Origin of the sequence: Proteiniphilum saccharofermentans (assembly GCF_900095135.1) — a bacterium.
Classification (GTDB): domain Bacteria; phylum Bacteroidota; class Bacteroidia; order Bacteroidales; family Dysgonomonadaceae; genus Proteiniphilum; species Proteiniphilum saccharofermentans.
The window spans coordinates 4,087,336-4,099,072 of sequence record NZ_LT605205.1 but is presented as its reverse complement, the minus strand read 5'-3'; the positions used below and the strand labels follow the sequence as shown (position 1 = coordinate 4,099,072).

The 11,737-nt window shown below is 43.2% G+C and carries 14 protein-coding genes, 1 tRNA gene and 1 pseudogene; 10 read left to right on the top strand and 6 right to left on the bottom strand.

Annotation, left to right across the window (positions count from 1 at the left end; genetic code table 11):
- Positions 1-39: 39 nt before the first annotated feature.
- The 3 genes and pseudogenes from PSM36_RS15990 to PSM36_RS17965 all read left to right on the top strand — a co-directional run.
- The gene (locus PSM36_RS15990) at positions 40-276 is read left to right on the top strand and encodes a hypothetical protein (RefSeq protein WP_197684907.1); all 237 of its coding nucleotides are present in this window, start codon (positions 40-42) and stop codon (positions 274-276) included.
- 188 nt (positions 277-464) lie between these two features.
- Positions 465-776 carry a hypothetical protein gene (locus PSM36_RS17635; protein WP_197684906.1) on the top strand — a complete coding sequence of 104 codons (312 nt, stop codon included), beginning with the start codon at positions 465-467 and terminating at the stop codon, positions 774-776.
- Positions 751-831 (top strand): annotated as a pseudogene (locus PSM36_RS17965) (YdeI/OmpD-associated family protein); the annotation flags it as partial. The gene PSM36_RS17635 and the pseudogene PSM36_RS17965, both read left to right, overlap by 26 nt.
- A gap of 121 nt (positions 832-952) precedes the next feature.
- Here the strand turns inward: PSM36_RS17965 and PSM36_RS15980 are convergent.
- Both PSM36_RS15980 and PSM36_RS15975 read right to left on the bottom strand, forming a co-directional pair.
- A tRNA-Arg gene (locus PSM36_RS15980) sits at positions 953-1,026 on the bottom strand.
- A 93-nt stretch (positions 1,027-1,119) separates the two neighbouring features.
- The gene (locus tag PSM36_RS15975) at positions 1,120-2,070 is read right to left on the bottom strand and encodes an IS30 family transposase (protein WP_076931995.1); all 951 of its coding nucleotides are present in this window, start codon (positions 2,068-2,070) and stop codon (positions 1,120-1,122) included.
- A 458-nt stretch (positions 2,071-2,528) separates the two neighbouring features.
- Between PSM36_RS15975 and rplM the strand changes: the two genes are divergently transcribed.
- The 4 genes from rplM (at position 2,529) to tsf (ending at position 5,278) form a co-directional block, all read left to right on the top strand.
- Complete coding sequence (rplM, locus tag PSM36_RS15970; protein ID WP_019538441.1) at positions 2,529-2,984, top strand: 50S ribosomal protein L13; 456 nt, start codon at positions 2,529-2,531, stop codon at positions 2,982-2,984.
- 1 nt (position 2,985) lies between these two features.
- Positions 2,986-3,372 (top strand): 30S ribosomal protein S9, encoded by a 387-nt coding sequence (gene rpsI / locus PSM36_RS15965; RefSeq protein ID WP_076931756.1) that lies wholly within the window; start codon positions 2,986-2,988, stop codon positions 3,370-3,372.
- Positions 3,373-3,567: 195 nt separating this feature from the next.
- A complete protein-coding gene (gene rpsB / locus PSM36_RS15960) occupies positions 3,568-4,425 on the top strand; it encodes a 30S ribosomal protein S2 (protein WP_076931755.1) in 858 nt (285 codons plus the stop codon).
- A 31-nt stretch (positions 4,426-4,456) separates the two neighbouring features.
- Positions 4,457-5,278, top strand: coding sequence for a translation elongation factor Ts (tsf, locus tag PSM36_RS15955; RefSeq protein WP_076931754.1), 822 nt, complete (start codon positions 4,457-4,459; stop codon positions 5,276-5,278).
- A 163-nt stretch (positions 5,279-5,441) separates the two neighbouring features.
- On the opposite strand, the gene PSM36_RS15950 is transcribed toward tsf, so the two are convergent.
- The 4 genes from PSM36_RS15950 to mutY form a co-directional block, all read right to left on the bottom strand.
- The gene (locus PSM36_RS15950) at positions 5,442-6,071 is read right to left on the bottom strand and encodes a 4'-phosphopantetheinyl transferase family protein (RefSeq protein WP_076931753.1); all 630 of its coding nucleotides are present in this window, start codon (positions 6,069-6,071) and stop codon (positions 5,442-5,444) included.
- A complete protein-coding gene (gldE, locus tag PSM36_RS15945; RefSeq protein WP_076931752.1) occupies positions 6,072-7,403 on the bottom strand; it encodes a gliding motility-associated protein GldE in 1,332 nt (443 codons plus the stop codon).
- A 98-nt stretch (positions 7,404-7,501) separates the two neighbouring features.
- Positions 7,502-7,960, bottom strand: coding sequence for a single-stranded DNA-binding protein (locus PSM36_RS15940; protein WP_076931751.1), 459 nt, complete (start codon positions 7,958-7,960; stop codon positions 7,502-7,504).
- Between the two features lie 174 nt (positions 7,961-8,134).
- On the bottom strand, positions 8,135-9,205 hold the full coding sequence (mutY, locus tag PSM36_RS15935; RefSeq protein ID WP_076931750.1) for an A/G-specific adenine glycosylase: 1,071 nt from the start codon (positions 9,203-9,205) through the stop codon (positions 8,135-8,137).
- 73 nt (positions 9,206-9,278) lie between these two features.
- On the opposite strand from mutY, the gene PSM36_RS17490 reads away from it, so the two are divergent.
- From PSM36_RS17490 to PSM36_RS15925, 3 genes are all read left to right on the top strand, one after another.
- Positions 9,279-9,455: a hypothetical protein gene (locus PSM36_RS17490; RefSeq protein WP_161947586.1), complete on the top strand. Its 177-nt coding sequence runs from the start codon at positions 9,279-9,281 to the stop codon at positions 9,453-9,455.
- 124 nt (positions 9,456-9,579) lie between these two features.
- Positions 9,580-9,861: an HU family DNA-binding protein gene (locus PSM36_RS15930; protein ID WP_019538449.1), complete on the top strand. Its 282-nt coding sequence runs from the start codon at positions 9,580-9,582 to the stop codon at positions 9,859-9,861.
- 291 nt (positions 9,862-10,152) lie between these two features.
- The gene (locus PSM36_RS15925; protein ID WP_076931749.1) at positions 10,153-11,721 is read left to right on the top strand and encodes an Rne/Rng family ribonuclease; all 1,569 of its coding nucleotides are present in this window, start codon (positions 10,153-10,155) and stop codon (positions 11,719-11,721) included.
- The last annotated feature ends 16 nt before the right edge of the window (positions 11,722-11,737 follow it).

Sequence of the window (11,737 nt, the reverse complement as noted above, 5' to 3'; positions counted from 1 at the left end):
TTCAGTGCTAAATTCAACAGCGATGACATATTTTCTCATTTGGGTAGAATTTATCATAGAGCAAATGCACATGGAATTTTTATTTCAGCATCAGGATACTCACCGTCAGGTGTGACAGCTGCAAAAGAAGCATTGGTAAAAAATGCGTTGCTTGTAATGTTTGACTTGGAAGAATTTGTCAAAGTAATTGACGGAGAGATTGACTTTAAAAATTACCTGCGGGACAAGATTAAATCAGCAATTATAGAAAAAGAACCATACAAACGAATGATATAACAACGTGCCATAGCGGTTTTGCGTCAGGCGGGGGGGGGAGGGAACGGCTTCGCATGAAAATTTGTGCTAAATTTGGTGTGTCGGCTTCATAAGGAAGTTTCGTGGTAAAAGCCCCGCCCGAACGCAAAGCCGCAAACTGTTAGCGGGCATTAAAAAAACACAACCAACAGAACAGATAAAAAGATAAAATGTATCATCCTAATGAGATAAAACCTGATTTTAATTCAGGGTTTCAGGGGTATGCGAAGTTCATCATCCGCATCAATCTTACGTCTCGGTTGATAGGAACGTCGCTCCGCAATCCGTTACTGGCCATACCGCAACCGTTATGTGCTTCGGATTTGAAAATAGTATCAAAAAAAGTTTTCACAAAATACAAAGGAAACGCATTAAGCAGTGAGGAGTTCGCAGACTTTATTAATAAAAACGAAATAGATGAATTCTATCTAACAGGAGCAGATGCGATTGCAAGCAAAGCGGTTAAACCATTTCGTAAGTAAAACAAAAGAGAATAAAAAGATAACAGGATTTGGTGGAATTGAAAAATACTATTAATCCGAATAAAATGCCAGCACATAACCGACCCGTTATGCCCCATTTTTACGAGTGAGCCATAGTTTACTCAAAAGAAAAAAACACTCACCGAAATTCATCGATAAGTGTTTGATTGTTAGCGTGACTCCGACAGGATTCAAACCTGTAACCTTCTGATCCGTAGTCAGATGCTCTATTCAGTTAAGCTACGGAGCCCTCATTTGCGGGTACAAAAATACACTATTTTTGTCAAAACGCAAAATAATTTGATGATTTGTTGTATAGGCAGAGTCAAGCAGCAAGTGCAATTTACATTAATTGTTTGTAAAACTCAACTTTGGGTGTGTTAAAGTCCAATTTTTTCCTCGGTCTTTCATTCAGCCTGTGCTGTATCCGCTTCAATCTGTCGGGTGGATAGTCCTTGAAGGACGCCCCCTTGGGGATGTATTGCCGGATGAGCTTGTTCGCGTTTTCGATCGATCCTTTTTGCCATGCCGAATAGGGGTCGGTGAAGTACACCGGGGCTTCCAGCATCTCCGTGATCCGTTCGTGCGCCGCGAACTCCAAGCCGTTGTCCGTGGTGATCGTCCTTATCACGTCCTTGTAGGGTAGCAACATGCGGCACAGCACCTTGGCCAACCCTTTCGAGTCCCTTCCGCGGGGCAGTTCCCCGATCATCACGAGGTTCGTCTTCCTTTCCGTCACCGTCAGTATCGCCTCCGACTGGTCGGCCCCTATCATCGTGTCCATCTCGAAGTCGCCGAAGCGCTTCCCGTCGGCCTCCACGGGCCTTTCCCGGATGCTCCTGCGGTTGGGGATGCCTCTAACGGAGCCCACCGGTCTCTTGCGGTGCTTGAGCCTGTGACGGCAATGCTTGTAAAGGTCGCCCCCGGCCTTCTTGTCCTCCCGGATCCACTTGTAGATGGTCTCGTGGGAGACCCGGATATTCTCCTTCTTTCTCAGGTGTCCGCTGATTTGCCCGGGCGACCAGTCCTTGCGCACGAGCCGGATCACCTTTTGTTTGATCCATTCCGGGGTGGCCCGGTTGCCGGGCAGGCGTTCCCTTCTCTCCATCGCCATCTCGTGGGCCAGTCGCCACGAGTAGCCCCCGCGCTTGTCCTTGTTGCGCTGCAACTCCCTGGACACCGCTGAAGGACTGACACCTATCAAGCTCGCGATCGTCCGCTGGGTGTCACCGTTTTCTAAACCTAAATAAATCGCGTACCTTTGTTCTGAAGTTAACTGTTTGTATTTTTTCATAAGCAACATAATAGTTAATTTTAGGGAGACTTCGGTCTCCTTTTTCTTTTATGTTGCTGTCCGACTCTCTTCGGGGGCTTGCGCGCCCCCGGCCGTTAGGCAAACCCCCGCGGTGTTTTTCATGATTGTTGTGAAGAATCATTTCAAAAAACAACACGTGGATGTTGCACTTCTAAGTTGAACTTAGGATATGCAGAAAAAACACCTGCATCGCCGAAGGAGGCGACCGGAATTATTTTAGTCATCAAAGGTTCCATATATCGAAATAAAACAATAAAATAATCGTATGAATAGTTTGCTAATTTTCTGAATTATTGTAACTTTGCAGTCCGATTATTAGTTTTTATCAATTAAAGGTTTGATTCAGAGCTTTTTATTTGCCAAACCCACCTTAGCCGGGCAAAATAAGGGCGGTGAGGATCGACTTCACAGTAATTTACTAATTAAAATCAACAAAAGTGGATACACTAAGTTATAAAACTATTTCTGTAAACAAGGAAACGGCACAGAAAGAATGGGTTGAAATTGATGCCACCGGGCAACCGTTGGGCCGTCTCTGTTCCAAAGTAGCCAAACTGCTGAGAGGAAAGTACAAGGCAAGCTTTACCCCGCATGTGGATTGTGGTGATAATGTAATCATCCTGAATGCCGACAAGGTTGCGCTTTCGGGTAACAAATGGACAGATCGTATTTATTTGCGTTATTCCGGTTATCCCGGCGGACAACGCGAATATACTCCTGCCGATTTGATGGCAAAAGGTCCCGACAGACTTTTCAGAAAAGTAGTGAAAGGGATGCTGCCGAAAAATAAATTAGGCGATGCTATCATCAAGAACATGTATGTTTATGCAGGAAACGAACATCCCCACCAGGCCCAGAAACCCAAAAAATTAGATATTAATACGCTAAAATAATATGGAAGCAGTAAATGCAATAGGAAGACGCAAAGCAGCCGTAGCCCGTGTTTTTGTTACAGAAGGTACCGGCAAGATTGTGATCAATAAACGCGATCTGGAGAACTATTTCCCTTCTTCTATCCTTCAGTTTATTGTAAAACAGCCGCTCAACACCCTGAACGTAGCTGATAAATACGACATCAGGATCAACCTCGATGGCGGTGGTTACAAAGGACAATCGGAAGCAGCCAGATTAGGTATTGCCCGCGCATTGGTAAAAATCAATGCTGAAGATAAACCCGCATTGAGAGCTGCAGGCTTCATGACCCGTGACCCCCGAGTGGTGGAAAGAAAGAAACCGGGACAGCCCAAAGCCAGGAAAAGATTCCAGTTCTCCAAGCGTTAATACTCTGGCCATACGATCCGGAAGATTCCCGTTGTTGGTATCTTTTCGGGGTATGCCAATAAAAGCCGCTTGGCGGTTATGACGTTTAGTATCTAAATCGTAAGGACGTTATCCGACATCAATGGAGAATTGGGGTAATTTACCTTACGATTCGGTTTAGAAAAAGAATGTAAACGAATAAATTAAAAAACAAAAATGGCAAAATTAGAATTTGACCAACTTCTTGAGGCCGGAGCGCATTTCGGTCACTTAAAAAGAAAATGGAATCCTGCAATGGCTCCTTATATCTTTATGGAGCGTAACGGAATCCATATTATTGACCTCTACAAAACTATCGCTAAGGCAGAAGAAGCTGCTGCCGCTTTAAAACAGATTGCCAAAGCAGGTAAGAAAATACTCTTTGTCGCAACTAAAAAGCAGGCGAAACCTGTGGTTGAAGAGAAAGCGCAAAGCGTGAATATGCCTTATGTGATCGAACGTTGGCCGGGCGGTATGCTTACCAACTTCCCCACTATCCGCAAGGCAGTGAAGAAAATGGGTAGCATCGATAAGATGATCAAAGATGGTACGTTCGATACGCTCTCTAAACGTGAGAAACTGCAAATTACCCGTCAACGTGCGAAGCTCGAGAAGATGCTGGGTTCCATTCAGGATCTTACCCGTCTTCCTTCTGCAATTTTTGTGGTAGATGTAATGAAAGAACAGATTGCGGTGAAAGAGGCTGAACGTCTCGGCATTCCTGTATTTGGTATTGTCGATACCAATTCAGATCCCTCCAATATTGATTTTGTGATCCCCGCTAACGACGATGCCGCCAAAGCGGTTGACCTGATACTTGCTTTCCTTTGTGAATCCATTAAAGAAGGACTGGACGAGCGTAAAGTGGAAAAAGCAGATGCCGCCGCTGCCGAAGAGCAGGACGAAGACGCCCCGCAACGCCGGGAACGCAAATCGAAAGCAGCCAAGAAAGAGCGCGTGAAGAAAGAAGATACCGAAGCGATGAAAGCTGCCGTAGTGAGCAAGTTTGCGAAGGATGTAGAAGTTGACGAATAAGATTATAATCAAAAATATAAGTATATAGAATATGGCAGTAACAATGGCGGATATCCAGCATCTACGCAAAATGACCGGTGCGGGGATGATGGATTGCAAAAATGCACTGAATGAAGCGAACGGGGATTTCGATGGAGCCATGGAAATAATCCGTAAAAAAGGACAGGCTGTAGCTGCAAAACGTGAAGATCGCGAAGCATCTGAAGGTTGCGTATTGGCAAAGACAGAAGGTGATTTCGCTGCGGTAGTGGCGTTACAGTGTGAAACAGACTTTGTGGCAAAGAATGAAGAATTCATCGCTTTGACACAGCAGATACTTGATGCGGCCATCGCCCACAAACCGGAGAGTCTTGAACAACTGCTTGCAGTGGAACTTTCCAACGGTACGGTGTCACAACTGATTACCGATAAGATCGGGGCTACAGGTGAAAAAATGGAATTGGGTTTCTACGAATACATTACTGCTCCCTATGTTACCTCTTATATCCATATGGGTAACAAGCTGGCGACCATCGTCGGTTTTAATAAGGCTGATGTGGATGAGCACGTAGCGAAAGATGTGGCAATGCAGGTCGCTGCCATGAATCCGATTTCTGTTACACCCGAAGGTATTCCTGCCGAAGTGAAGGAAAAGGAGTTGGGAATTGCACGAGACAAAGCACGCGAAGCCGGTAAACCGGAAAACCTGCTCGACAGGATTGCGGAAGGAGCATTGCAGAAGTTCTACAAGGAATCGACTCTTCTTCAACAGGAATATGTGAAAGACTCCAAGAAGACCATTGAACAGTTTCTGAAAGAAAGCGATAAAGAGTTATCTGTTACTACATTCAAACGTGTATCGTTGAACGTGTAAGATATATTTTTGCGATTTAATAAATAGAGCGCTCCGGAAGTTTTTTCGGGGCGTTTTTGGTAATTACCGGTTAAGAGTGAAAAATTAAAAGTGAAAAGTGAAGAACTTCTAAATCTGAAATCTGAAATCTTCAATCTTGAATTTTGAATCTTGAATCTTGAAGTCATCCTGCGACCCATGTAAGCACATAGTCGGGATGTACTTCATAGTGTATATTGAAAGTACGGTTAAGGTCGGTTTTGGTTTCCGTGGCTGTTATAATTCCTTTGGATACGGGAGTGAACGGCTGGATATGGAGATGGTGCTTGAAATGGATCTCATTCTCTTCCATCAGCTTGAACATACTCTCTTTGGCAGACCAATGCAATAGTTGATGTACTGTTTTCTGTGAAGGATCTATGTACTCAGTATCCCCGATAAATTTGTCGGCTACCTTTCTGACCCGTTCCGACCGGATCTCGATATCAATTCCTATTAGATGGGTCTTATGTAGATAAATGGCCGCATAATCTTTTGTGTGGGATATGCTGATATGGTGGGTCCCGTCTTCCAAATAAGGTTTACCGTCCGGATGGTTAAGAATGGTTTTTTCCTCGTTTAACAGCATGAACAACAGGATACGGGTGGAGAGCCATTCGGTGGTGCGTCTTTCGGAACGAATGGTCTTTATATGTTCAACCGCGTCGGATCTCATATGTTCCGGAAGAAGTTGTAAAAGTTCTGCACGAGATTCATCCATCTTCCAAATCCCCAACAATCCTCCGTTATCGGTATGTTCTCTTCTGATCAGCATTTATTCCTCATTATTTACTGTTGGAGGGATGTAACGCACTTTGGTAATCCGTTTCTTGCTCAGGTCTTCTGCCTGGAAAGTATGCTTTTTGTAAATGAAACTCTCTTTCCGTTTCGGAAAATCGCCTTTCAATTCCAACAGTAACCCGGCAAGGGTGTCCACCTCTTCCGACATCTCCTCGAAATCTTTTGCCGGTAATTGGGTGATCTTGATAAAATCCTCTAACTGGGTTTTTCCTTCGAAAATATAAGAGCCATCTGCTTCAATAGTGTAAAAAGGCAGTTCCTCATCATATTCATCACTGATATCGCCGACAATTTCCTCAAGGATATCTTCCATCGTGACCAATCCCGACGTGCCTCCATATTCATCCACTACGATAGCCATATGGATCTTCTGGGTGCGGAACTCTTCCAGCAGGTCGTCGATACGTTTTGTCCTCGGCACAAAATAAGCCGGTCGGATCAACGTTTGCCATTTAAAAGAGGGTGTTTTCCCCAAGTGCGGTAGTAGATCTTTTACATAGAGGATTCCTTTAATATTATCAGCATTTTCCTCAAATACAGGAATACGTGAAAAACCGGCATCTACGATAAAATCAATCAGTTCTGTAAAAGGTTTTTGTAACTCAATAGCCACTATATCGCTTCTGGAGACTAATACATCATCTACCAGTTTATCCTTGAAACGGATAATTCCCTCTAACATCTCTTTTTCCTGTTCATGCGTAATCTCGTTAGACCTGATTTCAAGCGCCTTGGATAGGTCATTTGCCGAGATCTCATGCTGCCGTTGCGATGGAGTACGGTTAAAGGCGGCGGCATTTTTTGCGAGCAACGAAGAGAAGGGGCTTGCCAGTGCATTTATTAATCTGATAAATAGGATATTGTTTTCTACGAAACGGAGGGGATATTGAGAAGCATAGAGCTTGGGAAGGATATTGCTAAATAAAAGAATAAGAGAGATAATGACAATTATTCCCGCTACAGAGAGATCAATGCTGTTCCCTCCGAAAAGGGTCGGACGGCTCAGCAGCCAAATGAGCAGCGCGGTGATGGAGACTTGCAGGAATAACTGGGCAACCACAAGGGATGCCAATAATTTTTCCGGTTTTTTGAGTAGGTTTGAAATGCGGATATTTTTTGGTTCTTCAGACGTGTGGAGGTCGTCGGCAAATTTCTTTTCCAGTGTAGTAAAAGCTACTTCAGCACCTGAAGCAATTGCATTTGAGATAATAAGCAGGAGAAGCAGTACCGCAATGATATAATCGGGCAATGCATGCAGGCTTGCCGTCAGGTATACGTTTAATAACGATAAAGGGTCAGGGTCCAAGTGGCAATTTTTTAGTGAAACAAAGAGAGAATGTTTTAGCGCTTGATTTCCAGAAGGGAAGCGATAAAACATTCTCCCGCAAAATTACAATGTTTTATTTAAAATGGCAAATCATCTGCGTCTGAGATTTCGTCCTGCTCGTCGCTAAGGGCACTGCCCGACGAAGCGGCGTGATTTTGTTCATTTTCATTTTCCCTATTTCCAAATCCCTCGTCACTACCTCCCCTGCGGCCCAGAAGTTCCAGATTATCTGCCACAATTTCGGTAATGTACCTTTTCACCCCATTCTGGTCATCGTATGAACGGGAGCGGATTTTTCCTTCCACATACACCAATGTACCTTTCTTTACAAATTTTTCAGCAACTTGCGCCAATCCTCTCCAACATACAATGTTATGCCATTCCGTACGTTCAGGCACCTGCGTGCCGCCAGAAGTTGTGTAACCTCTTTCGCTGGTTGCCAGCGAGAAGTTCGCTTTAGCAACATCATTGTCAAAATACTTCATTTCCGGGTCTCTTCCCACATTCCCTACTAAGATTACTTTGTTTACCGACATAATTTAAAAATTTTTGGGTTTAGAATAGCTATCACTGTAAAAACAAAATTAAGCATTTATTTGTAATTAGCAACAATAAATATTCATTAAAATAGTCATTTTAAGTCACCTTTACTCCTCCATTTTTAATTCTCACAATGATAAAGTTCAACTCATATTGCTTAACTGATTAATTTAAATTGTCTCGAGATATTTGTGGGTTAATCTTGATACCGGATATTCCAAAAGTTGTTCATCATCAATTCTAAATATCTCCTTGGGAGGATTGAATGGAATCTCATCGGGAATAATTATCCGGTAAAAGTGAGTGTGTATGGCCTGGTGGGTAAGTTGATGTTTGATTGCCAGCCGGTGGTCGACTGAAAAAGTGGATATCCCGGCGAAGAGCTTCCTGAAGGGTTCTCTCTTTTCCAATTCTGTAAAATCGGATGGCAAAGTTGTTTCAATCAAAGGGAATTCGAACAGGTTTTTCCAGATATCCGAACCGTTACGTTTTTGCAGAAACGTGCTGCCGTTGTGTAATATATGGAAGTAGTGGAAATACCGGTTCCTGATGGAGATTTTCCGATCATTCACCGGAAGTTCACCCACCCGGTTCCCAGCAAAAGCGGTGCAGTAATCCTGAAGTACACAAGCTATGCATTTGGGCTGGGCAGGGGTACAGATCAAAGCTCCGAAGTCCATCACTGCCTGATTATATCTTCCGGGATCTTGTGTGTCAAGCAGTGACTGGGCAATCTCTCTGATCACTTTTTTTCCTTCCGAGCTATGTATCGACAATGAAATGCCGAATAGACGGGCAATTACCCGGAATACGTTACCGTCCACTACGGCATAAGGCTCGTTGAATGCAATCGATGCAACAGCCGCCGCTGTGTATTCACCTACACCTCTCAGTGAAATGATATTAGAGTAAGTCGAAGGAAATACACCGTTAAAGATGCTCTTCACCTGTTTTGCTGCGGCATGTACATTGCGGGCACGGGTATAATAACCCAGACCTTGCCATAGTTTCAATACTTCATCTTCTTTGGCGGCAGCCAGTGATTCCACAGTAGGGAATCGCTCGATGAACCGAAAATAGTAATCCCTTCCCTGTACGACCCTTGTTTGTTGTAAAATTATTTCCGAGATCCATATTTTATATGGGTCAGTAGTTTCCCGCCACGGTAGATCACGTCCTTCTTTTTCGTACCAGCTCAGTAAAAGCGATGTAATCAATGAGTTCCTGTTCTTCTCTTTCATTTCTTCTCCGTTCTGTTCTTCTTTGTTCCGGCAAAGCTAATGAAAAAAGTGGAAAGGTGGAAAAAGGTGGATAATGGGAAGGTACCTGAGTACCTGGGTGGTTAAGTGCCTGGGGGTGACTGGGGGGATTGGGGAAAGTAGCTGGCTGGGAAACGGGATGATTGGAGGTGAAGAATTGAAAATAGAAAGAGGGATAGAGGGAAAGTTGATTTTAATCTTGAATTTTTTAGATATTAAATCACAAATCTGAGGAAATTCGGAAAAATTCCATGCATTTATTTTTCGTGTTGAAAAAAAAGCTATATATTTGCAATCCAAAATTTTACTATTCAATTACCCCAAGGTATTATTATTAATATTAAAATATAGATAAAATGACTAAAGCAGACATTGTAAATGAAATTGCGAAAAAGACCGGCGTAGATAAGGCATCGGTATTGGCAACAGTGGAGTCTTTCATGGAAGTGGTAAAAGACTCTTTGGCAAATAACGAAAACGTATACCTCAGAGGTTTCGGAAGTTTCATTGTGAAAAAAAGAGCACAAAAAACAGCTCGTAACATTTCCAAAAATACAACTATCATCATCCCCGAACATAATATCCCCGCTTTTAAGCCTGCCAAAACTTTTGTAGGCCAGGTAAAAGGTGATAAATAACATATAATAAAAATAGGAGAAAAAGCATATGCCAAGCGGAAAAAAAAGAAAAAGGCATAAAATGTCTGTACACAAACGTAAAAAAAGACTTAGAAAGAATAGGCATAAGAAGAAGAAATAGCCGTCTTACTTTTTTTACTCACTAATAGAGGAACAAACTTAAAAGAACCAATTGGCTATTAAGTTTGTTCTTTGTGTATAAAACAGGGTGAAGGTTCTGGCGAGAGCCTCCTTTCTGTTGTGACGACAGAAGCCTAAAGTATTGAAAATTAATTTATAAAACGAACAATTGTGACAAGCGAACTTGTTGTGGATGTTCAATCCAAAGAAATTACCATCGCGGTTCTCGAAGACAAGAAACTGGTAGAATTGCAACAGGAGAGCCAGGATGGTTCATTTGCGGTTGGAAACATCTACTTGGGCAAAGTTAAGAAACTGATGCCCGCCCTCAACGCTGCATTTGTGAATGTGGGACATAAAAAGGACGCTTTTCTTCACTACTTGGATTTAGGGGTTGAATTCAACTCTGTTCTCTATTTTCAGAAACAGGTTGAAGACAAAAAGAAGATACCGCAGCTCCAGAAGATGAAGCTGCAGCCCGAGATCGAGAAAGAAGGGTCAATCGCGGATATATTGAAAGTAGGGCAGGAAATATTAGTGCAAGTAGCCAAAGAACCTATTTCAACGAAGGGTCCGAGATTGACGGCCGAAATCTCCTTCGCAGGACGATTTATGGTGTTAATACCATTTATCAACAGGGTATCGGTATCACAAAAGATTAAATCGCGCGAGGAGCGTGCCCGGCTGAGACAGTTGATGCAGAGTATCAAACCGAAAAATTTCGGAGTGATCATACGCACCAATGCTGAAGGTAAACGGGTAGCCGACCTCGATGCGGAACTCAAGGTGCTGCTAAAGAGATGGGAAGATAATATCGGCAAGATACAGAAAGCCAAGGCCCCCTCTTTGATTTATGAGGAAACGGGACGTACAGTAGCACTGTTACGCGATATTTTTAGTCCCTCTTTCGAGCAGATCCATGTCAATGACCAGGAAGTAGCCCGGCAGATTGCCGATTATGTGAGTGTGATTGCCCCCGACCGTAAGAATGTGGTCAAGGAATATAAAGGAGCACTCCCCATTTTAGATAACTTCGGCATTACCAAACAGATTAAATCGCTCTTTGGAAAAACTGTTACGTTTAAAAACGGTGCTTATCTCATTATTGAGCATACCGAAGCATTGCATGTGATTGATGTGAATAGCGGAAACCGTAACAAATCAAAACTCGGTCAGGAAGAGAGTGCTTACGAAGTAAATGTGGCTGCCGCCGAAGAGATTGCCCGCCAGTTGCGTTTGCGGGATATGGGAGGTATTATCGTCATCGACTTTATTGACATGAATAAAGGGGAGCATCGTAATAAGTTGCTCGCCAAGATGCAGGAGTTGATGGCTAAAGACAGGGCCAAGCATAATATCCTGCCATTGAGCAAATTCGGATTAATGCAGATTACGCGTCAGCGTGTCCGCCCCGAAATGGAAGTTGCCACAAGCGAGGTTTGCCCCACCTGCTTTGGTAAAGGAAAGATAAAGTCGTCGATTCTTTTCACAGACACATTGGAAGGAAAGATCGATTATCTAGCGACCAAGCTAAAAGTGAAGAAATTCAGTCTGCATATACATCCCTATGTTGCAGCTTATGTTCAGCAGGGTCTCTTTTCGTTGAAGTACAAATGGAGAAAAAAATTCAATGTAGGTATGAAAATTATCCCCGACCAGAAGCTCGGGTTCCTGCAATATGAATTTTATGACAAAGAAGGAAACGAAATAGATCTGAAAGAAGAAATTGAAATGAAATAATATCCCGTACTAACGG

What these genes read in the sequence shown, in the direction of transcription:
- PSM36_RS17490 (WP_161947586.1), top strand. Translation starts at nt 9,279, where the DNA reads ATGGGAAGGTACCTGAGTACCTGGGTGGTTAAGTGCCTGGGGGTGACT.
- tsf (WP_076931754.1), top strand. Translation starts at nt 4,457, where the DNA reads ATGGCAGTAACAATGGCGGATATCCAGCATCTACGCAAAATGACCGGT.
- PSM36_RS15930 (WP_019538449.1), top strand. Translation starts at nt 9,580, where the DNA reads ATGACTAAAGCAGACATTGTAAATGAAATTGCGAAAAAGACCGGCGTA.
- PSM36_RS15940 (WP_076931751.1), bottom strand. Translation starts at nt 7,960, where the DNA reads ATGTCGGTAAACAAAGTAATCTTAGTAGGGAATGTGGGAAGAGACCCG.
- PSM36_RS15975 (WP_076931995.1), bottom strand. Translation starts at nt 2,070, where the DNA reads ATGAAAAAATACAAACAGTTAACTTCAGAACAAAGGTACGCGATTTAT.
- PSM36_RS17635 (WP_197684906.1), top strand. Translation starts at nt 465, where the DNA reads ATGTATCATCCTAATGAGATAAAACCTGATTTTAATTCAGGGTTTCAG.
- PSM36_RS15950 (WP_076931753.1), bottom strand. Translation starts at nt 6,071, where the DNA reads ATGCTGATCAGAAGAGAACATACCGATAACGGAGGATTGTTGGGGATT.
- mutY (WP_076931750.1), bottom strand. Translation starts at nt 9,205, where the DNA reads ATGAAAGAGAAGAACAGGAACTCATTGATTACATCGCTTTTACTGAGC.
- rpsI (WP_076931756.1), top strand. Translation starts at nt 2,986, where the DNA reads ATGGAAGCAGTAAATGCAATAGGAAGACGCAAAGCAGCCGTAGCCCGT.
- rpsB (WP_076931755.1), top strand. Translation starts at nt 3,568, where the DNA reads ATGGCAAAATTAGAATTTGACCAACTTCTTGAGGCCGGAGCGCATTTC.